The following is a 22,576-nucleotide window of genomic DNA, read 5'->3' as shown; positions in this document are numbered from 1 at the left end:
AATCCAGTATTCAGGAACATCATGGCATTTGCTATTGGCCCATATTGCGTTGACAAACCTGTTATTCTCGCGCCCATGGCCGGTGTAACAGATCTGCCTTTTCGCCGCCTTTGCCATGACCAAGGTGCAGGTTTAGTCGTATCAGAGATGGTTACTTCTGATGTTCGCCTGTGGAACTCGACTAAAAGCCGCCATCGTTTAATACACGACGCTGAAGTCTCACCGAGATCCGTTCAAATCGCTGGTGGTGACCCAAAAATGATGGCTGAAGCCGCTCAACAAAATGTTGAACTCGGCGCGCAAATCATCGATATCAACATGGGTTGTCCCGCAAAAAAAGTATGCAATAAAGCCGCAGGCTCAGCATTACTAAAAGATGAAGCCTTGGTTCGTGACATACTGGAATCGGTTGTAAATAGTGTTTCTGTTCCTGTCACTCTAAAAATCCGCACTGGATGGAGTCTGGATCAGAAAAATGGCCTTACTATTGCCAAGATGGCCGAAGATATCGGCATTAAAGCTCTAGCAATTCATGGACGAACGCGTGAATGCAAATTCCAAGGCCAAGTTGAATACGACACGATTGCAGAGATTAAGCATCATTTGAGCATTCCCATTTTTGCCAATGGGGACATCAAAGACGCCGAGTCTGCTAAATTTGTGAAAGATTACACCAATGCCGATGGCATTATGGTCGGTCGAGCCGCGCAAGGAAGACCATGGATTTTTCGCGAAATAAATCACTATCTACAAACAAACGAATTGTTAGCACCTCCATCTTTATCTGAGGTGAGACAGCTGGTTATCAACCATGTGAACGCCTTACACCAATTTTATGGTGATTATTTAGGCGTGCGTATTGCGCGCAAACACGTTGGTTGGTACCTGCAAACGTTAGCGGATAAAACACAATTTCGCAGCTTGTTTAACCGTATTGATAATACGCAAGAACAACTTGATAAATTGGAAGAGTTCTTTGTTTGTCAGTAGACAAACGAACCTTACACTTAATGTGATGAACATCAAAAATGAAGATTTAGATCACTCTTCCCTATGATAATCAATGCTCATTAATAAATGGTTAGCTTTAAAAATAGAAGGTCATTCTGTGGTAGAACAAACTCATACACATACGTTTCAAGCCGCTTCTTCAGAGCAGTCACAAACCCTACGTGACAATGTTGAAAAAGCCCTACAAAACTATTTCGCTCATCTTGATGGGCAGCCAATAACAGACTTATACCAGTTAGTCTTAGCCGAGGTTGAGGCGCCTTTGCTAGAGTCTGTCATGAGCTACACAAAGGATAACCAAACAAAAGCATCCACCATCCTTGGTTTAAACCGAGGAACACTTCGTAAGAAGTTGAAGCAATACGGCATGCTATAAGCACAAAGAAAAAAGGGCGAATTCGCCCTTTTTTTCGTCTTACCTTCCCCTTGTTTATTTAGTGTTAAATTAATTGCGAGAACCATGATGGCAAATCAAAATACAGTAACTCCTATCAAAAGAGCGTTGATCAGTGTTTCCGACAAAACAGGCATTGTCGAATTCGCGCGCGAATTAACCGCTCACGGTGTTGAAATTCTTTCAACTGGTGGAACTTACCGCCTTTTACTTGACAACAATGTCGCCGCAACCGAAGTTTCTGACTACACAGGCTTCCCTGAAATGATGGACGGCCGCGTTAAAACATTACATCCGAAAGTGCACGGTGGCATTCTTGGTCGTCGTGACATCGACGGCGCCATCATGAAAGAACACGGCATCGAAGAAATCGATATGGTCGTCGTGAACCTTTACCCATTCGAAGCGACCATCGAGCGCCCTGATTGCGACCTACCAATGGCGATTGAAAACATTGACATCGGCGGCCCGACCATGGTTCGTTCCGCAGCGAAAAACCACAAAGACGTAGCCATCGTTGTGTCTCCGTCCAACTACGAAGGCATCTTGGCCTCTCTTAAAGCCGATGGCGGTTTGACGTTCGAACAGCGTTTTGACCTTGCGGTGAAAGCATTCGAACACACGTCTCACTATGATGGCGCTATTGCCAACTTCCTAGGCAAAAAAGTCGAAGGCGGCAGCGAAGATTTCGCACGCACCTTTAACCTACAATTCAACAAGCAAGAAGAAATGCGCTACGGTGAAAACCCACACCAAAAAGCCGCTTTCTACGTTGAAGCCAACCCTAAAGAAGCGTCTATCAGCACAGCCAAACAAATCCAAGGTAAAGCGTTGTCTTACAACAACATCGCTGACACGGATGCGGCTCTTGAGTGCGTAAAAAGCTTTGATAAGCCAGCGTGCGTGATCGTGAAGCACGCCAACCCTTGTGGTGTGGCAACGGCAGCAACTCAGCTTGAAGCTTACGACCTTGCTTTCCAAACTGACCCAACATCTGCCTTTGGCGGCATCATTGCGTTCAACCAAGAGCTAGACGCTAAAACCGCTCAGGCGATTGTTGATCGTCAATTCGTTGAAGTCATCATTGCGCCAAGCGTTAGCAAAGAAGCCGCTGACATCGTTGCCGCGAAGCAAAACGTTCGTCTTCTTGAGTGCGGCCAATGGTCAAAAGACAAACCAGCCGCACTTGATTACAAGCGCGTTAATGGTGGCTTGTTGGTTCAAGACCGTGATGATGGTGTTATTACGTTGGACGATCTTAAAATCGTTTCTAAACGCCAACCTAGCGAAGAAGAACTAAAAGACCTATTGTTTGCATGGAAAGTGGCTAAATTTGTTAAGTCTAATGCCATTATTTACGCAAAAGCGGAACAAACGATTGGTGTGGGCGCTGGCCAAATGAGTCGCGTTTACAGTGCTAAAATCGCAGGCATTAAAGCCGCTGACGAAAACCTAGAAGTGGTTGGTTCTGTGATGGCGTCTGATGCCTTCTTCCCATTCCGTGACGGTATCGATGCGGCCGCACAAGCAGGCATCACGGCGGTAATTCAGCCAGGTGGTTCTATGCGTGATGATGAAGTCATCGCTGCCGCGGACGAAGCGGGCATGGCAATGGTCTTCACTGGCATGCGTCACTTCCGTCATTAAAAGCATCGTCATTGATAAACCGTGGTTCATTAAGCCAACGTTTTATTAGTTTGTTGTCAGAGGCTTTTTCGGCCTCTGACTTGCAATACAAAGGATTAGATAATGAAAGTTCTTATTATTGGTAACGGCGGACGTGAACATGCTCTCGCATGGAAAACCGCAGAATCTAACCAAGTAGAAAAAGTCTTTGTTGCCCCAGGTAACGCAGGCTCAGCCACTGAAATCAAAGTAGAAAACGTAAACATCGGCGTGACTGACATTGCCGATCTTGTGGCTTTCGCGAAAAAAGAAAGCATCGATCTGACGATTGTTGGTCCAGAAGCGCCTTTGGTTATTGGTGTGGTTGATGCGTTTGAAAAAGAAGGCTTAGCGATTTTTGGCCCAACCGCAGCCGCAGCACAATTAGAAGGCTCGAAAGCGTTTACCAAAGATTTCCTAGCTCGCCACAACATCCCAACCGCAGCTTACGGCAACTTCACTGAGATCGAACCTGCTGTTGCTTACATCAAGCAACACGGCGCTCCGATCGTGGTGAAAGCGGACGGATTGGCGGCAGGTAAAGGCGTTATCTTGGCACAAACCGAAGCCGAAGCCATCGAAGCCGTTGAAGACATGCTACAAGGCAATTCTTTTGGCGACGCGGGCAGCCGTGTTGTTATCGAAGAGTTCCTAGTTGGCGAAGAAGCCAGCTTCATCTGCATGGTAGACGGCGAGACTGTTTTGCCGATGGCAACGAGCCAAGATCACAAAGCGCGCGACAATGGCGATAAAGGCCCGAACACAGGCGGCATGGGTGCTTACTCTCCTGCCCCTGTTGTAACGCCAGAAATTCATGATCGCATCATGAATGAAGTCATCATGCCAACAGTTAAAGGCATGAACGCGGAAGGCAACCGTTACCGTGGTTTCTTGTACGCTGGTGTGATGATTGCCCCCGATGGCACGCCAAAGACTCTAGAATACAACTGTCGTTTTGGTGACCCTGAAACACAACCTATCATGATGCGTTTACGCTCTGATTTGGCGCAAATGTGTCTTGCTGCAGTCAATGGCAAGCTAGACACCGTTGAGCAGACTGGGACCCTCGCGCTAGTTTAGGCGTGGTTCTTGCGGCTGGCGGCTACCCAGCGGATTACCCAAAAGGGGATGTTATCTCTGGTTTGGATACGGTACTTCCTGAAGGCCAAAAAGTTTTTCAAGCAGGTACAGCATTAAAAGACGGCCAAGTTGTGACTAATGGCGGGCGTGTCCTTTGCGCTGTTGCTCTTGGTGATAGCGTTGCCGAAGCACAAGCAGCGGCTTACGATGTTGTGAACACATTGTCTTGGGACAAGGTGTATTTCCGTACCGACATCGGCCACCGCGCCATTGCTCGCGAACTAGAAGTAATCACTCTATTTCGTAAGATAATGCGGTTGCGCTCAATAGCAAACAGCTAACAAAAAGGCCTCGAATGAGGCCTTTTTTGCATCGCATCGCACGACAATATGCGTTAGTTACTTTTTCAGCTGCGATTCTTTTTTGTCTAACCAAGCTTTAAATAAACGACCTAACTCCAAAACCAACAGCCCAAAAATAACACCAGCAACCCAATCTAACCCCAGCACAAATCCCAAGCTAGCAATCATTCCATAACCATACATGAGATTCGTTCGTGTCGTGGGCTTTGACTGCCTTGCAAACCAAGTGACCCCTAATAGCACTATGCTAAACCAAACATAATACTCCACCAAAATTGGATATAGCATTCGATCCCCTATCTAGTTAATAATGATAGCCTTTCATAGTATTCTCTTAGGCTAATGTTTTGTTTTATCGATTGATTTTACTCTTTATACTCAGTATCGCCAACATAGCATGGGGCTCAAATACGCTCGCCATCATCGATGATACTCACGATACCGCCAACATCAGTCAGAGTGGCACCTACTTTATTGATCCAGAACAAAATCTTTCGTTCGAGACCATCTCCTCCGATCTCTATGCCAAAAAATTCCGCCCCATTAATCGTGATTATCTGCAGTTCGGGATGGTTAAAGGGAACATCTGGATTCGTACCGACATCGCTATTCGAACCACCAACAACCTCCCTGTTCTACTTGAAGTCAATTCACCAAGGCTCCAATACCTAGACCTTTATTTGCCGACCTTGTACGAGGGTCAGGTTCAGGCTGAATTAGGCGGCGCAAGACCTTACAGCAATAAGCCGATTAAATCCCCACATTATGTGTATTCTATTCCCACCAATACTCCTCCGGTGTTTACGGTGTATATGAAGCTGTCCTCTAAATTGCCGATTAACGCCAAGATTGAACTGAAAACCCTGTCAAAGATAAGCCAAGACAATCAGAATGACCTCACGGTCACGGGGATATTGATCGGTATACTGCTGACCTTGTTTATCTGCAATATTTTCTTTTTTATCAAGACCACCCACTTCATGTATTTAATTTACAGCTTTTTGCTTGTGGGCATTGTGGTGCTGCACCTCTCCATTCACGATCAGGTGTCGCAGTTTTTTCCGGATCAAACCAACATCCAAGAACGTATCTATAACCTGTCCGCGCTGTCGTGTTTGTGCGCGATTGTGTTTTTCTCACGCTTATATCTGGATACCCAACTGTATCTTCCGCGTATGGACAAACTCTTAATCGTTATTGGCTCTATCAATGCAGTTTTTGCCATGCTGTTCACGATTATGCCGAGCGACATCAACATCCTGGTACTTTCCATTATTGTGGTCACAACACTGCTATTTTTGACCGTCCATGCGGTGATCGCTTTTCTAAAAGACATCCCATTTTCTGGCTACTATCTCATTGCTCGATTGACATTACTGACAGGGCACTCTGCATGGATCATGTCCGTTTATGGCATCATCCCCAGCTCAACTCTATTCGAATGGGGACTAACCATTACCATCATTCTAGAAGCCATGATTCATTTCTCTGGCATGATAGTGCAGACCACGCCGCTCATACAAAAGCACACTCAGAAAAACAAATACGGTCAAGTCGAAATGATGGATCTTTTATCGGACATATCAAATCGACTGCGTCGCCAGATCAATATTATTGGTGGGGGGCTATCACACCTTGAACAAGCTGCGACATCCAATGACACAAAACTGTTTTTGAACAGCAGCATTACGGCCAACAACAATCTAAAAAATGTCATCGAAAGGATCGACCTTCTTAGCGACATCAAAGACAATACGCCCCCAGATCAGCTCTATCCATTGCAGTTAAACCAGCTCATCGACAACGCCTACAACACGATTCAACGTTTAGACCAAGACAACACCTTGCTGGAAATTAACATGCACAACGTTGAGCAAGTTGAAGTCCTGCAAGATGCGGCGATCCTACAGCACGTTATTGAATGCCTTATCCAAGAGTTTAAACACTTCACCGACCAGACCTTAACGCTCGACATCATTCGTCACGACGCCAATCGTGATGGCATGACATTGTTGGAAATTAGCTGCAGCCCAATCCCCTCGCGGATACAAGAAACACACAGCTTTGATCTTGGTATGCACTACATTTCATTGCTCATTAACTATTTAGAAGGCGAAGTAAACACCAATGAAAATGAGCGTCGCATAACCGTTAAGATTCCAATCAATGTACACATTCGCCCATCGACAAACGACCTAATACAACACCATTTCGATATTATTGTATTTGGCCAGATGGACGATGACCTGCAACGCGCATTGACCATTTTGCAAACTCACGCTAATCGCATTGAACATCTCACTACACTGGAAAACTTGCTGGACTATTTGGAACTACCTGAGAAAAGAACAACAGGATCCATTATCTTAGTCTTTGACAATGGCGGTCACATTCCTCATATCACTCAGCAGAGACTGATGCCACTCATGCGCACAGAAGACCAATGCTTGCTGATCAGTAATAATGTTAAAATGTCGCTAGACTACGCGAGAAAATTGGGCTTCGATGGTCTGCTGCCTTGCTCTGAACTGGATACCCAACTGGAGCAACAGCTGCTTCGACTTATTCAGAAAGGGGATCGTCTAAGAAACACATCCTTGTCAAGGGTCAATCCTTTACGCAAAACACCTTGAAGCCACACAACGAACCCTGAATAATACAAACAAAAGGAGAGGATATGGACTGCTTATTCTGCAAAATAGTAAACAAAGAGATACCCGCAACGGTGCTTTATGAAGACGACGATGTGATCGCTTTCGAAGACATCATGCCGCAAGCACCACATCACTTCCTTGTCATACCTAAACGCCATATTAGCACCTTAAATGACCTAACCGACGCAGACGCGCCCGTTGTTGGCAAATTACAAATCACGGCTGCCAAGATAGCGAAACAAAAAGGCATCAGTGACGCGGGTTATCGCGTCGCAATGAACTGCAATGAAATGGGTGGTCAAACTGTGTATCACATCCATATGCACGTATTGGGTGGCCGCGCTATGACTTGGCCTCCAGGTTAAACAAGAGGAACCACAATGATCTCTTTTCTAGACAAAGCTGTATTACAGTTTGATCGCGCGTTACAAACGTTAGTGCCCCATGCTGCCAACGCATCACGCCCGTCTCCTGCTGTTGCATTTGAAGAAGCGAACTTAACAACACAAGAACGTCGTCATTCTTCTGGCCTTATGCGCATCAACCATACGGGAGAAGTGTGTGCCCAAGCTCTTTACGCAGGGCAAGCCACCACAGCGAAACTGCCCGCTGTTCGTGAAGAAATGGAACACGCCGCCGACGAAGAAATTGATCACCTTGTGTGGTGTGAGCAGCGCCTTTATGACCTTGGTAGTAAACCCAGTATGTTGAACCCTCTGTTCTATGGAGCGTCTTTTCTGATTGGTGCAGGCGCAGGTCTCATTAGCGATAAACTTAGTTTGGGCTTTGTGGCAGCCACCGAAGACCAAGTCTGCCTGCACTTACAGAAGCACATGGCGACCTTGCCCGTAGAAGATGAAAAGAGCAAGGCTGTCTTATCGCAAATGCACATTGATGAAGCCAAACACAAAGCCATGGCACTCGATGCTGGCGGATATGAATTTCCAAAACCCATTATGGCCATCATGACCCAAATATCCAAAGTCATGACCACTTCAACGTATCGGATATAATCATGAACAGAGACCTTCAATCCATTCGCCGCGACTACCAATTCGATGATCTTCTAGAAGAGCATGCAGGCAACGACCCGCTTCCCTTGTTTGACAACTGGCTAGAAAAAGCCATTGAATCGTGCCCTGATGACCCAACCGCGATGATTCTAAGCACCGTTGGAAGCGATGGATGGCCTCATTCTCGCGTGGTGTTGTTAAAGCAACGTAACGACGCTGGCTTTTCTTTTTTCACTAATTACGACAGTGAAAAAGGCCAACAATTAGCACAGAACAACAAAGCCAGCATGACCTTCTTTTGGCCCGCTCTCCTCGCCAAGTTCGCATTGAAGGCACCATTGAAAAAGTATCACGTGGCGTTTCAGAAGCGTATTTCGCAACGCGTCCACGAGGCAGTCAGCTGGCCGCCAGAACGTCAAAACAAAGTGCCGTCATTGCCAGTCGCGATGAGCTACAGCAAGCCTTCCAAAAAGAAGAGCAGGCATTTGACAACCAAGAAGTACCTTGCCCAAGCAATTGGGGCGGCTACATTCTCAAACCGCGTTTCATTGAGTTTTGGCAAGGTCGTCCAAGCCGCCTACATGACCGCATCTGTTTCACACAAGAAAACAACAGCTGGGTGAGATCCCGCAAAGCCCCTTAATCTTAAATCAGTTAACCGCGGGCCATGCTTAACAAGCATCTAAAGCAGGAGCCGAAAAGTCAGGCTTATTCGCTCCTCTTTAATCGCTTTTCTTTTTGGCAAAGCATGCTGCCACAATACCTGAGTAGACGCTGACATCACCAACCAACTGCCGTGCTCTAACTCCACACTATGCTTAATTTTATGGTTCGTTTTCAAACGAAACAGAAAAAGGGCGACTTACTCCCAGACTCAGCATGGCGACAACGGGCGCTGGCCCCAACACTTTTTCATTGTCCGCGTGCCATCCCATATAGTCTTCACCATCTTGATACCAATTGAGCAACACAGAATTAAACGCCTGCTGAGCAACACGCTCCGCCTCCTCTTTTATCGGCAATAACCACTCAGGCCACCCAACACCATCATGATCTTTTCCAGAGTAGCGGTAACACACACCTTTATCCGCGACAAAAGCCACCTTTCTCGGGACGGCAATATCTCGACCAAACATGGGCAATGTTTCTCTTTCCCAGGGGAGTAAAGCCTTTAGCGACAACATAAGAGGCGGCAGACTTGAGCTAGAAAATGAGTATCGGTATGATGGCCGAGCTTTAATCACACTATTTCCTTTGGATTTCAATGCAGTCAATCTCCAACGAACCAAGCAAACGCAGCCTATTTCTCGATGTTTATCGAGGCTCTGCAGTTCTATTGATGATGATATTCCACTTTTGCTGGGATTTACGGAACTTTGGCTTTATGTCATTTTCCATTTACGACCCATTTTGGGTGTCTTTCCGAAGTGTCATTCTGACATTGTTCCTAACGGCCATTGGTTGGTCTACCTATTTAGTGTTGAATAAAGCCAAATCTCCCTCTTTTTGGAAGCGTGATATCAAGCTGTTTGTATCGGCTGGTGTTATTTCTTTGGCGACCTATCTCGCCGTTCCCGACCAATGGATTTATTTTGGCATACTCCACTTTATTTTTATTGCCTCGTTGATGATAAGACCCTTTTGTAAATGGCCTATTTCATCGGCTCTCATAGGCGCTGTTATTGTCTTGATTTACCACTTCACCACTTGGCTGTCTTTTCCAAACGCGTTCTCAACCATGACTCAATATATTTCACTCCCTCAAAGGACGTTAGACATCGTCTTCCCTTTTCCGTGGATTGGCGTTGTGTTGATGGGCCCTTTATTGGGGTATTTGAATTGGCATAAGTTTCCTGTACCAAACTTTTTTGGCACACATGTTTTGGCTTTTATGGGCCGTTACGCACTGCCAATATATCTGCTTCACCAGCTGGTCTTATTTGCACTGGTTGCCACGTTCAAAATGGTGCTCAGTCATTTTTTCTGATCACTTTTCGTGCGTTCGTCTAGGTTAGTTTTTTTCATCAAAAAATAGATAAAAATAGCATTTATGGCCTTGCCAATTGCTGACTTTACGCTTTTTCAGGCAAGTAAAGTAAGTGACCACTTAGCTATTATTTAATTCTCATTTTCGAGTTTTTTTCAAGCCTTGATTTTCACCTTAATGAGCACTATTGTTCGTTACAGATCACCGACAAAACACTACATGTAGTGTGTTAGTTAAAAAACACACACTACATAGAGTAAATCACCTCTTTTTTACAATGCACTAATGGGAAGTTAAGGCATGAGCACTCTCACAGTTACTAAGCGTAACGGGACGACCGAAAACATCAACCTAGAAAAGATTCACAAAGTCATCGCATGGGCTGCTGAAGGGTTAGACAATGTCTCTGTTTCCCAAGTTGAATTAAAAGCACGAATCCAATTCTTCGAAGGCATCCGCACAACCGACATTCACGAAACTTTAATCAAGTCTGCTGCGGATTTAATTTCTGAAAACACACCAGATTATCAATATCTTGCTGCTCGTCTGGCTATTTTTCACTTGCGCAAAAAAGCCTTTGGCGACTTTGAGCCACCACACCTGTATCAGCACGTAAAAAATCTCGTTGAACAAAAACGTTATGACGCTCATCTTCTTGAAGACTATACAGAAGAAGATTTCAACGAATTGAACACGTTTATCGATCACTCTCGTGATATGGATTTTTCATACGCTGCGGTAAAACAGCTCGAAGGCAAATATTTAGTACAAAACCGAGTGACGGGCGACATTTACGAAAGCCCTCAGTTTATCTACATCTTAGTAGCGGCTTGCCTGTTTGCAGGTTACGACAAAAAAGAACGTCTGAACCTAATCCGTCGTTTCTATGATGCCGTTTCTAAATTCAAAATTTCACTGCCTACTCCGATCATGTCTGGCATTCGTACACCGACTCGTCAGTTCAGTAGCTGTGTATTGATTGAATGCGGTGACTCATTAGACTCGATCAACGCCACCTCCAGCGCAATCGTTAAATACGTCAGCCAACGTGCTGGTATTGGTGTAAACGCCGGCGCTATTCGTGCGTTAGGCAGCCCGATTCGTGGTGGCGAAGCCTTCCACACAGGTTGCATCCCTTTCTACAAACACTTCCAAACAGCGGTAAAAAGCTGTTCACAAGGTGGTGTTCGTGGTGGCGCAGCAACGGTTTTCTACCCAATTTGGCACCTTGAAGTTGAAAGCTTGTTGGTTCTTAAGAATAACCGAGGCGTAGAAGAAAACCGCGTTCGTCATTTAGATTATGGCGTGCAGTTTAACCGTTTGATGTACCAGCGTTTGATCAAGGGTGGCAACATTACGTTGTTCAGTCCATCAGACGTACCAGGCTTGTACGATGCCTTCTTTGCTGACCAAGAAGAATTTGATCGCCTGTACACCATGTATGAACAAGATCCTTCTATCCGCAAGCAAACGATCAAAGCAACTGAATTGTTCACTCTGTTTGCTTCAGAGCGTGCAAGCACGGGTCGTATTTATCTACAAAATGTGGATCACTGTAATACACATAGCCCATTTGACCCACAAGTTGCACCAGTAAAACAAAGTAATTTGTGCTTGGAAATTGCGCTTCCCACTAAACCATTAAACAGCATCGATGACAAAGAAGGCGAAATCGCACTATGCACCTTGTCGGCATTCAACCTTGGCGCTCTTGAAAACCTAGACGAGCTTGAAGAGCTAGCAGAGCTTATCGTGCGCGCCTTGGACAGCTTATTGGATTATCAGAACTACCCTATTGCCGCCGCTCAACGCGCAACAGAACTTCGTCGTACATTGGGCGTTGGCGTGATTAACTATGCGTATTACTTAGCGAAAAACGGTGTTAAGTATTCTGACGGTTCAGCCAACGAACTGACGCACAAAACCTTTGAAGCCATTCAATACTTCCTATTGAAAGCATCGAACAAATTGGCGAAAGAGTTTGGCCCATGTTTAGCATTTAACGAAACGACTTATTCCAAAGGCGTTTTGCCAATCGACTCTTACAAGAAAGAAATCGATAATGTGGTTTCTCCAGAGCTTTACTACGATTGGGAAGCATTGCGTTCAGAGATCGTGACTCATGGTCTGCGCAACTCAACACTGACCGCATTGATGCCTTCTGAAACGTCATCGCAAATCAGTAACGCCACCAACGGCATCGAGCCACCTCGTGGTTTCGTGTCTGTGAAAGCCAGTAAAGACGGCATTCTGAAACAGGTTGTGCCTGAGTTTGAACGCCTGAAAGACAGCTATGAATTGCTTTGGACCATCCCATCCAACGATGGCTATTTGCAACTTGTTGGTATTATGCAGAAATTCGTAGACCAAGCGATCTCTGCAAACACCAACTATGACCCAAGCAAGTTTGAGTCTCAAAAAGTCCCTATGAAGGTGATTTTGAAAGATCTACTTACCGCTTACAAATTGGGTGTAAAAACACTTTACTATCACAACACACGTGATGGCGCGGATGATAAGCAGGAAGACATGGACGATTGCGCAGGCGGTGCTTGCAAGATCTAACCTTCTCCCAGTGAGATACTACAAAGCCTCATGACGATGAGGCTTTGTGATGTTGATTGCTTTAACGAATACAATATCTATTAATAACTAAGGCATGTTTATACGATTAATCATGCCTTTCGCTTTTGAGGAATATCCTGAGACATGAGTTACTCGACTTTTAACCGCAAACAGTTCGATAGTACAAAAGAACCAATGTTCTTTGGTGAAAATGTCAACGTTGCTCGCTATGATCAGCAAAAGCATCCCATCTTCGAAAAACTCATAGAAAAGCAATTGTCGTTCTTCTGGCGTCCTGAAGAAGTAGATCTTTCAACCGACCGCAAAGACTTTCAACGCCTAGAAGCCCATGAGCAACACATTTTTCTTAGCAACTTGAAGTACCAGACCCTATTGGACAGTGTTCAAGGTCGATCTCCAAACGTTGCGCTTTTGCCCATCGTATCGCTTCCTGAATTAGAAACATGGATCGAAACCTGGTCTTTCAGTGAAACCATTCACAGCCGCTCTTATACGCATATTATTCGTAACATTGTGAACGATCCGACTAAGATCTTTGATGACATTGTGACGAACGAAGAAATCACCAAGCGCGCAGACAGCGTCTCAATCTACTACGATCGTCTGATTGAAATGGTAAACATCTACAACACCATGGGCATGGGTACGTTCGACATTCCGGGCAAAGGCAGCATCGAAATATCAATGCCTAAGCTAAAGAAAGCCCTTTATCTCACCATCGCCTCTGTTAACGTATTGGAAGCCATTCGCTTCTACGTCAGCTTTGCTTGTAGTTTTGCCTTTGCAGAGCGCACACTGATGGAAGGTAACGCAAAAATCATTAAATTGATTGCTCGCGATGAAGCATTACATCTAACTGGCACACAACACATGCTAAACCTGATGGCCTCAGGAAAAGACGACCCAGAAATGGCAATCATCGCAGCAGAATGCCAAGATGAAGTACGTCAGATCTTCATTGAAGCGGCTGAGCAGGAAAAAGAATGGGCGACGTATTTGTTTAAAGACGGCTCCATGATTGGTCTTAACGCTCAAATTCTAGGCCAGTATGTGGAATACATTACAAATGTTCGCATGCAAACCGTTGGCCTTGACGCTCACTTTGCCACTAAGCACAACCCAATCCCTTGGATCAACGCTTGGTTGGTCAGTGATAACGTTCAAGTAGCACCACAAGAAGCCGAAATCAGCTCCTATCTGGTTGGCCAAACAGACAACAGCTTAGACGATTCAGACTTCGATGACTTCGATCTCTAAAACCGCTACAAGCGATAAAGCAGAGCAAGTACACCGCGTACTATTAGGTAAAAAACAAATTCTGGTGACAGAAGATGAACCTTTGTTAGTACAACTTGAACAAGCGGGTATTCACGTCGAATATCAGTGTCGTGAAGGTTACTGCTCTTCTTGTTCTATCAAGCTTTTATGGGGAAACGTCAGTTATCCGTTTGAGCCACTTGCTTGGGTGCAAAGCGGCTATTTATTAGCCTGCTGCGCCATCGTAAAAAGCGACATTGAAATCGCCTTTTTCGACTGACCCTCGATTAACGAACATCGCCGCCTAACGTACGGTAACCCGCGTAAATTCGTGTTGCCGTTGTTATCCAGCACATCGCAGCAAATACATACGCCAATATTGAAAAGCCATATGGAAAGGCACAAATCAACAGTAAAAAGACAATCGTTTCCGTCCCTTCCGTTAAACCGCCTAAGAAATACAGAGATTTACGACCATACTCCAAGCGCTCAATATTCCGCTTTTCAGCCATGATAGCGAATGCCAAAAAGCTGCTCCCCGTTCCCATAAATGCAAAAATCAAAAAGCTGGCTGCCAACGCATTCTCGGCCGGATCCATTAAAGCAAAACCAAAGATGACCGCCGAATAGAAAATAAAATCCAAGGTAATGTCCAAATACCCCCCTAAGTCGGTGGGCCCTTGCACTCTAGCAACCGCACCATCTAACCCGTCCATTAGCCGGTTGATGACCACCAACGCCAACGCCAACGACATGTCACCAAAGTACAGCGCGGGTATTACCATCATGCCAACCACGAAGCCAAACAGCGTAATCCAATTGGCCTTTACACCCAATTTATCTATCGCTATTGCCGTCAAACGCAGTGGCTGCTTTAGACTCTTAATAAAAAATGTATCTAACATTTAAACAACCCAATTCTATAAAGACGAAAGTTTCAAAGACTTGTTACAATACAAACAATACTCTTTTTGAACGCTAAGGTTTATATGATTCACGCAAAACAATATGGTTCATCTGGACCAAATCTTATTGTTATTCATGGTTTATTCGGTAATGCCGACAACTGGCATTCTATTGCCCAAAGCTTGGCCGAACATTTTACAGTTTACTGCGTAGACCTTCCCAACCATGGGCGATCAGACAGCATGCCTGACGCCACCTACCCTAAAATGGCGCAAGCGATTCTTGATTGGGCAACTGAACAAGGTATCGATACCTACTACTTGCTTGGCCATTCCATGGGCGGAAAAGTGGCCATGCAAATGGCCGCGATGGCTACGGCAGAACAAATAACAAAACTGGTCGTGGCCGACATTGCGCCAGTTGATTATTCGGCAAGCCACACAGACATCTTGGCGGGCTTAAGCAAACTAGAACAGACAGTATTACATTCCAGAAAAGAAGCCGATAGCATACTATCTGACTATGAAAGCAGCGTTCCCGTTCGACAGTTTTTATTGAAAAACTTAGTAAGATCAGACCAAGGTTATGCGCTTGCCCTGTCTGTAAACAACATTGCTGAAAGCTACGAAACCATTTTAAAAAAGCCAATCATTAAAGCGACCATCAATATTCCGACACTGTTTATTAAAGGCGAGCATTCGGACTACATCATCACCGACTACCAAGACGCTATTCTGAGTATCTTTAAACAAGCAAGCGTCAAAATCATCCCGGGAACAGGTCACTGGCTGCATGCTGAAAAACCAGTACCATTTACCGGTTTAGTCGAGACGTTTTTTACAATAATCAGTCACATTGCGCGTCGGAACAAAGGCCATATTTGTCTTTTAGGTAGGATGAAGAAGGCAATACAATACCATGTGACTTAATGAGATAAGGGTTAAAACTTACTCTGAGCTTGTTTGGGTAGGCAGGGGCTAATACCCCCTCACCAGACAACCAAGAAACAATGTGTCCTGCAACCGCGTCTAACTTAACGTCACTATCAGAATAGATGGCAAACAGAGAGCCAGCTCGGACAAAGGCAAACGAAGGGCCTATCATCACCTGCTGCTTATGGAACAGCAGCTTCAAGATATCTTGCGCATTACCCTCTTTATAAAGCTCGGTATCAACCAATGAAAAAATCATGGTAGAACCTTCCAAAATAAAGTTCACCGCCTTTAAAACCGACAAACGATCCACATCCGTTTTTAGAAAACGGAACTCGAATCCGTGCATGGCCGCTTGTGTTTCCATGTCTTGCTGATCAATTAAAAGGTTATCACTGTACAGTACTGCCAAAGGCTTACGGTCAAACCAAACCCCCTCTAACAATGACAAACGCTTTTCTATGGGGGCGCCAGAGAACACGGCGCTATTAGGCACATCACATTGCGACTGAATATTAAGATATTCTTCTTTACCGATAAACACCGCAACCACGGCGCCTTTTGATGTCACCGAACAGACTTGGCGAAAGCTTTCGTCCCCGATAGTTACGACCAGATCGCTTTCTTTTAATGATGCAACGTTTTGTAAAAAGACCGACTGACGAACAGGAGCAATCACGGTATCCATGGGCAACAATTTAGAAAGCTGGAACGTTAGAGATCGTACCGAGCTTTCTTCAGTATTGTGTACCACATAAATCGCCGCAGGTGCATTCATTGCAACCAACAGCAGAACCATCGAAAAAATCCTTTTCACGCTTCCATTAGTCCAAATTAGAAAGTGATATTGGAGAAGACATAGTAAAACGTGTCTTCATCCAAGTTATTGTGCCTATTTACCAAAGCATTACCATCCAAACGTGTTTCCACTCCCAACCCCATTGTCGCTTTGGAGTAGCCGCCCAACGATAATTTACAAGATACCCACGCATTCAGAAACTCATAGTCTCGGCTGTTTAACGCCTCACCATACCAATAATAGCCATTAATAAACCATTGCTCTGTTAATGGTAGACTTGCGAAAAACGACGTCATCACAGGAGACGTTGAATCCAATAACCGTTTATTCTCAGTTTGGGTATCTTGATAAGCATAGGTGAAACGTGTCATTGCGCCAGAACGAAAACGCCAATCTAATTCAAGTTCCGCTCCAGTGATAATCGCATCTTCAGTCACACCCTCTTCTAACGCGCCATCAACGCCAAAGGATAAGTCTCCATCAAAGAAAAAATACTTTTGACTTAACACCATGTCGCTAACATCGTCACGGTACAACTTAACATCCAATGACAAGCCCTGAGTTGGCCAATAATGATAATAGCCCATTTCATAAGACGTGATTTTTTCTTCACTTTCGCCTTCATCAGCATAAGTTGTATAGGAACTTTCGCCAGAAGATAAAACATAGTGCCATTTAAAAAACTGGTCGGACAAATCCGGCGTACGCACCGCCTTTGATGCGTTAAAGCGAATAGACTCTCTCTCTGATAACTTGTAAGTCAGGCCCAGTTTCGGTGATAGAAAGGTTCCTCCCATTTGGGTATGCTCTAACATCGCTCCCGTGTTTAATACCCAACTGTCCCCCATCCGATACTCAATGTTAGAAGAAATACGAAATATTTCATCACTGACCTCACCGGAAAAGTAATGCTCAGACTCCGCTTCGTCCAAACGATACCCAAGTGCTGAGATCACACGCAAATCTTTTGAAGCTTCCCAAGTACTTTGGACTTCTATGTCTTGTCGCGTTTCGACTAAATCCACATCATACGACTTATATACATCACCTGAACTAACCCCCTTAAAGAAATAGTAGTAGAACTCTTTTGAGAGTAAGGCCTCATGATGCTCGTTTTGCTCAGACTGATCGTAATAGTACTGGACCTTTATTTCATGATCGGACGAAACCTGCTTACTGTAACTCAGCTTAATATGCTCACGATCCGTTTCTTGTACTGGATCATTTATATCGTAAGAAGGGTATTCGGTGTGATAAACCTCTGGGTCTGTATTGGCCTTTAAATGACTCGCACCGATGTCCAAATCAAAAAAACTGTTGTACGTTTCTCTCTGAATAAAAACGTTCCCCATAGTGGAACCATGTCCGTCATGGCGATCATCCCCATCCACATCGGTATCAAAGCCGTGCACATTATTGGTAGACGCAGATGCACGATAACTCCAATCGCCATTCAAGCCACTGTGCTGACCATACAACCGATAATCACCACGAGAACCAGAATATGCCGAGATACTGTCTCCTAAGGTTTCTAACGGGGATCGAGTGATAATATTCACCACCGCAAAAAAGGAGTTGATACCATAACTGGCGGCATTGGGGCCTCGATTGACTTCAACCCTCGCCACATCTTCAATATTCAAAGGCAAAGATGTCCATTCAACACGCGCTTTACCAGCACTGTAAACCGAACGGCCATTCACTAACACTTGAATACGACGATACTCTTCTAATTGCGTACCATGGTAAGAAACAATTTTTTGACTGGACGCTTTATAAGGAAACACCGCAAAACCAGGGACAAACTGCAGTAAATCTTCGACATACTGCATATTCAACCGACGGATAAACTCCCCATCCAAAACCGACAAGGTAGAAGACACATCTACCCTTGGCTGAGCAATCTTAGACGGTGTAACCACCATCGGAATACTGTCAAAAAAACCATCGTAAGTGTCCAACTCTGCCCCTGTAAACGAAGACAAGCTGTCTAATTCAGCCAACACAACCGAACTAAACGACACAGAGAACACCAAACAAACCCAACGCATCATAGAGACTTCAACCTGTACCCATCAGCCAAATAAGTCCCTAATATTCGTACTTCTTCCGAAAAAAAACGCAATTCTTCCAGTGCCGATTGCATCGCCGCTGATTGAAAATGCGCCTCCACGTCAACATAAAACTGCGTCGCAGTGAAATTCCCATTCACCATGTAACTTTCTAACTTAAGCATATTTATTCCCTGCGTCGCAAAACCGCCCATTGCCTTATACAAAGCGGCCGGAATATTGCGAACACGGAACATAAAAGACGTAATATAAACGCTGCCTTCTTCAAGAACAGGCATCTTTTGTTGGCGAGCAAACACCAAAAATCGAGTTGTATTCCCCACAGAGTCATTAAAATACGTTTTCAGTACCTTTAACCCATAAAGTTCGGCCGCCAATTCTGACGAAATAACCGCCAAACCAGGTTCATCAAACTCAGCAATGTGCTTTGCAGCTCCGGCCGTGTCATACATGGCCTGACTTTTCGCCCCCAGCGCTTTGATATTATTATCGCATTGCGCCAGTGCCTGAGGATGGCTACCGATTCGAGTAATCTGTTCCAAGCCCATAGAATGCCTGGCGATCAAACAATGGTTAACGGGCTCAAAATGCTCTTTTACCACATACAACTGAGTTCGTTTTAATTCTCTGTAAATTTCTTCTACACGTCCCGCCGTTGAATTTTCCACAGGAATCATCGCGTAATAAGCATCGCCCCGTTCAACCATATGCAAAGCATCGGCAAAGGTGGCGCAATGAACACTGCTCCAGTCAGGAAAAGTGTGTTTACAAGCAAGATGCGAATACGCACCCGGTTCACCTTGGTAAGCAACGACCTGCATTGCATCAAGAGTTAAGTGTTGATCTGGCATAGTGGCATCGTTTCTGTGGTATATTTCGCTAACATTAACAAATAGGCGTCATTATTTACATAAAAATGACACTAACCTGCACGTCAAACAGACAAGAAATCATGAAAAAAGCGTTCATTTTGCTCGTAAAAGGCTATCAATATTTACTCAGCCCATTACTGGGAAACAATTGTCGTTTTTACCCTAGCTGTTCCCACTACATGATCCAAGCAATCGAACGATTTGGCATTGTTAAAGGGGTGTATTTAGGGGGGAAAAGGTTGTTGAAATGCCACCCATGGCACGAAGGCGGAATGGATCCAGTTCCACCTTGTTCATGCACACAAGACAAAACACAAGATCCACATCATTAGACTAAGAAGCTGCGGTCATTTGTAATTTCAAATCACTCGCAACTAACACGGCCTGCGTTCTATTGTTAATTCCAAGTTTGCGAAAGATAGCGGTGATATGTGCTTTGACCGTGGCCTCAGAAATAGACAGCTCATACGCAATTTGCTTATTCAGCAAACCTTCATGCAAATAGCACAACACCTTATATTGTTGAGGCGTTAATTCGGCGACTTTATTTTGCATAGAAAGGTCTGGCTTAGGATGGTCTGCGACCAACTGACTGAAGATCATCAGGTAGCCAAATATCCCCAGCCAAAATAGCGTGAATGGCTTGAACGTAGGTCGCAGGCTCACTGGTTTTGGGAATAAAACCCAGCGCACCAGCATCAATAACCTTGGCCACCATCTCGCTGTCTTCACTGCCCGAAATGACTGCCACTGGCACATCTGGAAAGTCTTTACGAATCCGAATCAAACCATAAAGATCACCACTGCCAGGCATGTTCAAATCCAGCAAGAGCAAATCAAGATCTTCCAAGTGCCCTAAACACTGCAAAGTCGAATCCAAATCATGGGATTCGACTATGGCAATTCCCTGTATTTCAGCCCGTAATGCGCCGCTAAGCGCACTACGGAACAGAGGATGATCATCCGCGATAACAAGTGAAATCACTGCCTATCCTTTTAAACTGTGTGAGCGATCACACATTTAAACGGTTTTCGATTAAATCATCAACCACACTTGGATCTGCTAATGTACTTGTGTCACCAAGCTGATCATGTTCGTTGGCGGCAATTTTACGCAAAATACGGCGCATGATTTTACCTGAGCGCGTTTTTGGTAAGCCTTTGCTTGCCCACTGAATCAGATCTGGTGTTGCGATCGGCCCAATTTCTTGACGAACAAACTGCTTCAACGACTTGGTTAATTCTTCATCTGGGATCACCCCAGCCACCGCACTAACATAGACATAAATCCCTTGCCCTTTTATGTCGTGCGGATAACCCACAATAGCCGCCTCTGCCACCGAAGGGTGAGCCACCAAAGCGCTTTCGATTTCCGCTGTGCCCAATCGATGGCCAGACACGTTTAAAACATCGTCCATTCGGCCAGTAATCCAGTAATGGCCATCCGCATCGCGGGAAGCACCGTCACCCGTGAAATACATGCCATCAAAAGTACTAAAGTAGGTTTGCTCGAAGCGCTCGTGGTCGCCATACACAGTTCTTGCCTGACCCGGCCAAGAATCCGTAATAACCAAACCACCTTCCACTAACACTCCTTGAGCGTCTTGCAAGACGCCCTGAGCGTCAACCAAGGCGGGCTGAACACCAAACAACGGCCCTGTACAAGAACCAGGTTTAACATCACCTTGCACAATTCGTGGTGTCATCATCATGCCACCAGTCTCGGTTTGCCACCAAGTGTCGACAATAGGACAAGAAGAGTTACCAATTTCACTGTAATACCAAGACCATGCTTCTGGGTTAATTGGCTCGCCCACACTGCCCAAAATTCGCAAAGTGTCTCGCTTACTGGATCGTGTTGCTTCATCGCCCTTAGCCATTAGCGCTCGAATAGCCGTTGGTGCGGTATACAAAAGCGTCACACCAAATTTGTCCACTACGCGGCCAATGCGACCTGAATCTGGGTACGTTGGCACGCCTTCAAACAAAATACTCGTGGCACCATTCGCCAACGGACCATAAACCATGTAACTGTGGCCTGTAATCCAGCCCACGTCGGCGGCACACCAGTAAACATCATCGGCTTTAAGATCAAACACCAACTCGTGAGTCAGGGAAGCGTAAACCAAATACCCCCCGTGGTATGCACCACACCTTTTGGTTTGCCTGTTGAACCAGAAGTGTAAAGAATAAACAGTGGATCTTCTGCGTTCATTGGCTCTGCTGGACATTGCGTGCTTTCATTGGCCACTTCTGCAGCCCAATCCAAATCACGCCCTTCAAACCAAGGCACGTCTTTTTGGGTGTAACGATACACAACAACGGATTCAACCGATGGACACGCATTGTTATCTAACGCCATATCAACATTGTGTTTCAGCGGAATAGTGTTTCCCGCACGACGACCTTCGTCTGCGGTAATCACCAGCTTCACTTCACAATCGTTCAAACGATCCGCGATAGCGTGAGCAGAAAACCCACCGAAAATAACAGAATGAATAGCGCCGATGCGAGCACAAGCCAGCATACTGTAAACGGCTTGCGGAATCATTGGCATGTAGATAGCGACACGATCGCCTTTTTTGATGCCTTTACGTTTTAAAAGGTTGGCTAAACGTGCCACTTCGTCATGCAGGGTTTGGTAGGTGATCGCGACTTTTTCATCGCTTTCTTTGTCACCTTCGCAATAGTAAGCGACTTTGTCAGCGGACGTTGCCAAATGACGATCGATACAGTTGTAAGCAACGTTCAATTCGCCATCTTCAAACCATTTAATGCTGACTTCGCCACGTTTAAATGAGGTGTTTTTGACTTTGGTGTAAGGTGTAGTCCAATCCAAAACGCTTACCAACCTCGCCCCAAAACGCATCTGGGTTTTCAATCGATTCTTGATAGCGTTTTTCAAATTCTGCTTGACTCACATTGGCATTTTTTGCCGCCTCATTTGAGGTTGCGCTATATAATGACTTCATAACCCGCTCCATTG

22 protein-coding genes and 3 pseudogenes are annotated in these 22,576 nt (G+C 45.1%); 15 read left to right on the top strand and 10 right to left on the bottom strand.

Annotated elements, in window-relative coordinates; all coding sequences use genetic code 11:
* The first annotated feature begins 21 nt into the window (after window positions 1-21).
* The 4 genes and pseudogenes from dusB (at window position 22) to purD (ending at window position 4,491) form a co-directional block, all read left to right on the top strand.
* On the top strand, window positions 22-990 hold the full coding sequence (dusB, locus tag N5P32_RS14430; protein WP_265729728.1) for a tRNA dihydrouridine synthase DusB: 969 nt from the start codon (window positions 22-24) through the stop codon (window positions 988-990).
* A gap of 118 nt (window positions 991-1,108) precedes the next feature.
* A complete protein-coding gene (gene fis / locus N5P32_RS14425) occupies window positions 1,109-1,387 on the top strand; it encodes a DNA-binding transcriptional regulator Fis (RefSeq protein WP_012070668.1) in 279 nt (92 codons plus the stop codon).
* Window positions 1,388-1,474: 87 nt separating this feature from the next.
* The gene (purH, locus tag N5P32_RS14420; protein WP_265729759.1) at window positions 1,475-3,052 is read left to right on the top strand and encodes a bifunctional phosphoribosylaminoimidazolecarboxamide formyltransferase/IMP cyclohydrolase; all 1,578 of its coding nucleotides are present in this window, start codon (window positions 1,475-1,477) and stop codon (window positions 3,050-3,052) included.
* Window positions 3,053-3,154: 102 nt separating this feature from the next.
* A pseudogene (gene purD, locus N5P32_RS14415) lies at window positions 3,155-4,491 on the top strand (phosphoribosylamine--glycine ligase).
* Between the two features lie 57 nt (window positions 4,492-4,548).
* On the opposite strand, the gene N5P32_RS14410 reads toward purD, so the two are convergent.
* Complete coding sequence (locus N5P32_RS14410; RefSeq protein WP_265729727.1) at window positions 4,549-4,800, bottom strand: hypothetical protein; 252 nt, start codon at window positions 4,798-4,800, stop codon at window positions 4,549-4,551.
* Window positions 4,801-4,859: 59 nt separating this feature from the next.
* Between N5P32_RS14410 and N5P32_RS14405 the strand changes: the two genes are divergently transcribed.
* The 5 genes and pseudogenes from N5P32_RS14405 (at window position 4,860) to N5P32_RS18075 (ending at window position 8,822) form a co-directional block, all read left to right on the top strand.
* Window positions 4,860-7,145, top strand: a complete 2,286-nt coding sequence (locus N5P32_RS14405; RefSeq protein ID WP_265729726.1) for a 7TMR-DISM family protein — start codon at window positions 4,860-4,862, stop codon at window positions 7,143-7,145.
* Between the two features lie 44 nt (window positions 7,146-7,189).
* Window positions 7,190-7,531, top strand: a complete 342-nt coding sequence (locus tag N5P32_RS14400; RefSeq protein ID WP_265729725.1) for a histidine triad nucleotide-binding protein — start codon at window positions 7,190-7,192, stop codon at window positions 7,529-7,531.
* A 15-nt stretch (window positions 7,532-7,546) separates the two neighbouring features.
* Window positions 7,547-8,179: a 2-polyprenyl-3-methyl-6-methoxy-1,4-benzoquinone monooxygenase gene (coq7, locus tag N5P32_RS14395; protein ID WP_265729724.1), complete on the top strand. Its 633-nt coding sequence runs from the start codon at window positions 7,547-7,549 to the stop codon at window positions 8,177-8,179.
* A 2-nt stretch (window positions 8,180-8,181) separates the two neighbouring features.
* Window positions 8,182-8,472 (top strand): annotated as a pseudogene (locus N5P32_RS18080) (pyridoxamine 5'-phosphate oxidase family protein); the annotation flags it as partial.
* Window positions 8,473-8,477: 5 nt separating this feature from the next.
* Window positions 8,478-8,822, top strand: a complete 345-nt coding sequence (locus N5P32_RS18075) for a pyridoxal 5'-phosphate synthase (RefSeq protein ID WP_322783876.1) — start codon at window positions 8,478-8,480, stop codon at window positions 8,820-8,822.
* A 39-nt stretch (window positions 8,823-8,861) separates the two neighbouring features.
* On the opposite strand, the gene N5P32_RS14385 is transcribed toward N5P32_RS18075, so the two are convergent.
* Window positions 8,862-8,990, bottom strand: a complete 129-nt coding sequence (locus tag N5P32_RS14385) for an alpha-ketoglutarate-dependent dioxygenase AlkB (RefSeq protein WP_265729723.1) — start codon at window positions 8,988-8,990, stop codon at window positions 8,862-8,864.
* Window positions 8,991-9,003: 13 nt separating this feature from the next.
* On the bottom strand, window positions 9,004-9,423 hold the full coding sequence (locus tag N5P32_RS14380; RefSeq protein WP_265729722.1) for an alpha-ketoglutarate-dependent dioxygenase AlkB family protein: 420 nt from the start codon (window positions 9,421-9,423) through the stop codon (window positions 9,004-9,006).
* Between the two features lie 20 nt (window positions 9,424-9,443).
* On the opposite strand from N5P32_RS14380, the gene N5P32_RS14375 reads away from it, so the two are divergent.
* From N5P32_RS14375 to yfaE, 4 genes are all read left to right on the top strand, one after another.
* Window positions 9,444-10,166, top strand: coding sequence for a heparan-alpha-glucosaminide N-acetyltransferase (locus N5P32_RS14375; RefSeq protein WP_265729721.1), 723 nt, complete (start codon window positions 9,444-9,446; stop codon window positions 10,164-10,166).
* Window positions 10,167-10,466: 300 nt separating this feature from the next.
* Window positions 10,467-12,731, top strand: coding sequence for a class 1a ribonucleoside-diphosphate reductase subunit alpha (nrdA, locus tag N5P32_RS14370; protein WP_265729720.1), 2,265 nt, complete (start codon window positions 10,467-10,469; stop codon window positions 12,729-12,731).
* A gap of 144 nt (window positions 12,732-12,875) precedes the next feature.
* Window positions 12,876-14,009 (top strand): class Ia ribonucleoside-diphosphate reductase subunit beta, encoded by a 1,134-nt coding sequence (gene nrdB, locus N5P32_RS14365; RefSeq protein ID WP_265729719.1) that lies wholly within the window; start codon window positions 12,876-12,878, stop codon window positions 14,007-14,009.
* A complete protein-coding gene (yfaE, locus tag N5P32_RS14360) occupies window positions 13,993-14,289 on the top strand; it encodes a class I ribonucleotide reductase maintenance protein YfaE (RefSeq protein ID WP_265729718.1) in 297 nt (98 codons plus the stop codon). Before nrdB ends, yfaE begins: the two co-directional genes overlap by 17 nt.
* A 7-nt stretch (window positions 14,290-14,296) precedes the next feature.
* On the opposite strand, the gene N5P32_RS14355 is transcribed toward yfaE, so the two are convergent.
* On the bottom strand, window positions 14,297-14,914 hold the full coding sequence (locus N5P32_RS14355) for a CDP-alcohol phosphatidyltransferase family protein (protein ID WP_265729717.1): 618 nt from the start codon (window positions 14,912-14,914) through the stop codon (window positions 14,297-14,299).
* 84 nt (window positions 14,915-14,998) lie between these two features.
* Between N5P32_RS14355 and N5P32_RS14350 the strand changes: the two genes are divergently transcribed.
* Window positions 14,999-15,844 (top strand): alpha/beta fold hydrolase, encoded by an 846-nt coding sequence (locus N5P32_RS14350; RefSeq protein ID WP_265729716.1) that lies wholly within the window; start codon window positions 14,999-15,001, stop codon window positions 15,842-15,844.
* On the opposite strand, the gene N5P32_RS14345 is transcribed toward N5P32_RS14350, so the two are convergent.
* From N5P32_RS14345 to N5P32_RS14335, 3 genes are read right to left on the bottom strand one after another with little or no spacing between them, the layout of a single operon-like run.
* Window positions 15,762-16,646, bottom strand: coding sequence for a hypothetical protein (locus N5P32_RS14345; RefSeq protein WP_265729715.1), 885 nt, complete (start codon window positions 16,644-16,646; stop codon window positions 15,762-15,764). The two genes, N5P32_RS14350 and N5P32_RS14345, sit on opposite strands and share 83 nt — an antisense overlap.
* 35 nt (window positions 16,647-16,681) lie before the next feature.
* Window positions 16,682-18,700 (bottom strand): TonB-dependent receptor plug domain-containing protein, encoded by a 2,019-nt coding sequence (locus tag N5P32_RS14340; protein WP_265729714.1) that lies wholly within the window; start codon window positions 18,698-18,700, stop codon window positions 16,682-16,684.
* Entirely contained in the window at window positions 18,697-19,569 is an 873-nt protein-coding gene (locus N5P32_RS14335) for a prephenate dehydratase (RefSeq protein ID WP_265729713.1), read from the bottom strand. Before N5P32_RS14335 ends, N5P32_RS14340 begins: the two co-directional genes overlap by 4 nt.
* 65 nt (window positions 19,570-19,634) lie before the next feature.
* Here N5P32_RS14335 and yidD point away from each other — a divergent pair, with 65 nt between their 5' ends.
* Window positions 19,635-19,922, top strand: a complete 288-nt coding sequence (gene yidD, locus N5P32_RS14330) for a membrane protein insertion efficiency factor YidD (protein WP_409371110.1) — start codon at window positions 19,635-19,637, stop codon at window positions 19,920-19,922.
* 1 nt (window position 19,923) lies between these two features.
* On the opposite strand, the gene N5P32_RS14325 is transcribed toward yidD, so the two are convergent.
* The 3 genes and pseudogenes from N5P32_RS14325 to acs form a co-directional block, all read right to left on the bottom strand.
* Window positions 19,924-20,193 carry a response regulator transcription factor gene (locus N5P32_RS14325; RefSeq protein ID WP_265729711.1) on the bottom strand — a complete coding sequence of 90 codons (270 nt, stop codon included), beginning with the start codon at window positions 20,191-20,193 and terminating at the stop codon, window positions 19,924-19,926.
* Window positions 20,159-20,575: a response regulator gene (locus N5P32_RS14320; RefSeq protein ID WP_265729710.1), complete on the bottom strand. Its 417-nt coding sequence runs from the start codon at window positions 20,573-20,575 to the stop codon at window positions 20,159-20,161. The genes N5P32_RS14325 and N5P32_RS14320 overlap by 35 nt, the downstream gene beginning before the upstream one ends.
* A gap of 28 nt (window positions 20,576-20,603) precedes the next feature.
* Window positions 20,604-22,562, bottom strand: a pseudogene (gene acs / locus N5P32_RS14315) (acetate--CoA ligase).
* Window positions 22,563-22,576 lie beyond the last annotated feature (14 nt).

Source organism: Marinomonas pontica (genome assembly GCF_026191375.1).
Lineage (GTDB): Bacteria > Pseudomonadota > Gammaproteobacteria > Pseudomonadales > Marinomonadaceae > Marinomonas > Marinomonas pontica.
The sequence above is the reverse complement of the archived record's forward strand: the minus strand, read 5'-3'. Positions and strand labels throughout refer to the sequence as shown.

Coding starts and splice junctions, on each gene's coding strand:
- dusB (WP_265729728.1), top strand. CDS start 22: ATGGCATTTGCTATTGGCCCATATTGCGTTGACAAACCTGTTATTCTC.
- purH (WP_265729759.1), top strand. CDS start 1,475: ATGGCAAATCAAAATACAGTAACTCCTATCAAAAGAGCGTTGATCAGT.
- N5P32_RS14410 (WP_265729727.1), bottom strand. CDS start 4,800: ATGCTATATCCAATTTTGGTGGAGTATTATGTTTGGTTTAGCATAGTG.
- N5P32_RS14400 (WP_265729725.1), top strand. CDS start 7,190: ATGGACTGCTTATTCTGCAAAATAGTAAACAAAGAGATACCCGCAACG.
- coq7 (WP_265729724.1), top strand. CDS start 7,547: ATGATCTCTTTTCTAGACAAAGCTGTATTACAGTTTGATCGCGCGTTA.
- N5P32_RS14375 (WP_265729721.1), top strand. CDS start 9,444: ATGCAGTCAATCTCCAACGAACCAAGCAAACGCAGCCTATTTCTCGAT.
- nrdA (WP_265729720.1), top strand. CDS start 10,467: ATGAGCACTCTCACAGTTACTAAGCGTAACGGGACGACCGAAAACATC.
- nrdB (WP_265729719.1), top strand. CDS start 12,876: ATGAGTTACTCGACTTTTAACCGCAAACAGTTCGATAGTACAAAAGAA.
- yfaE (WP_265729718.1), top strand. CDS start 13,993: ATGACTTCGATCTCTAAAACCGCTACAAGCGATAAAGCAGAGCAAGTA.
- N5P32_RS14355 (WP_265729717.1), bottom strand. CDS start 14,914: ATGTTAGATACATTTTTTATTAAGAGTCTAAAGCAGCCACTGCGTTTG.
- N5P32_RS14350 (WP_265729716.1), top strand. CDS start 14,999: ATGATTCACGCAAAACAATATGGTTCATCTGGACCAAATCTTATTGTT.
- N5P32_RS14345 (WP_265729715.1), bottom strand. CDS start 16,646: ATGGTTCTGCTGTTGGTTGCAATGAATGCACCTGCGGCGATTTATGTG.
- N5P32_RS14340 (WP_265729714.1), bottom strand. CDS start 18,700: ATGATGCGTTGGGTTTGTTTGGTGTTCTCTGTGTCGTTTAGTTCGGTT.
- N5P32_RS14335 (WP_265729713.1), bottom strand. CDS start 19,569: ATGCCAGATCAACACTTAACTCTTGATGCAATGCAGGTCGTTGCTTAC.
- yidD (WP_409371110.1), top strand. CDS start 19,635: ATGACACTAACCTGCACGTCAAACAGACAAGAAATCATGAAAAAAGCG.
- N5P32_RS14325 (WP_265729711.1), bottom strand. CDS start 20,193: ATGATCTTCAGTCAGTTGGTCGCAGACCATCCTAAGCCAGACCTTTCT.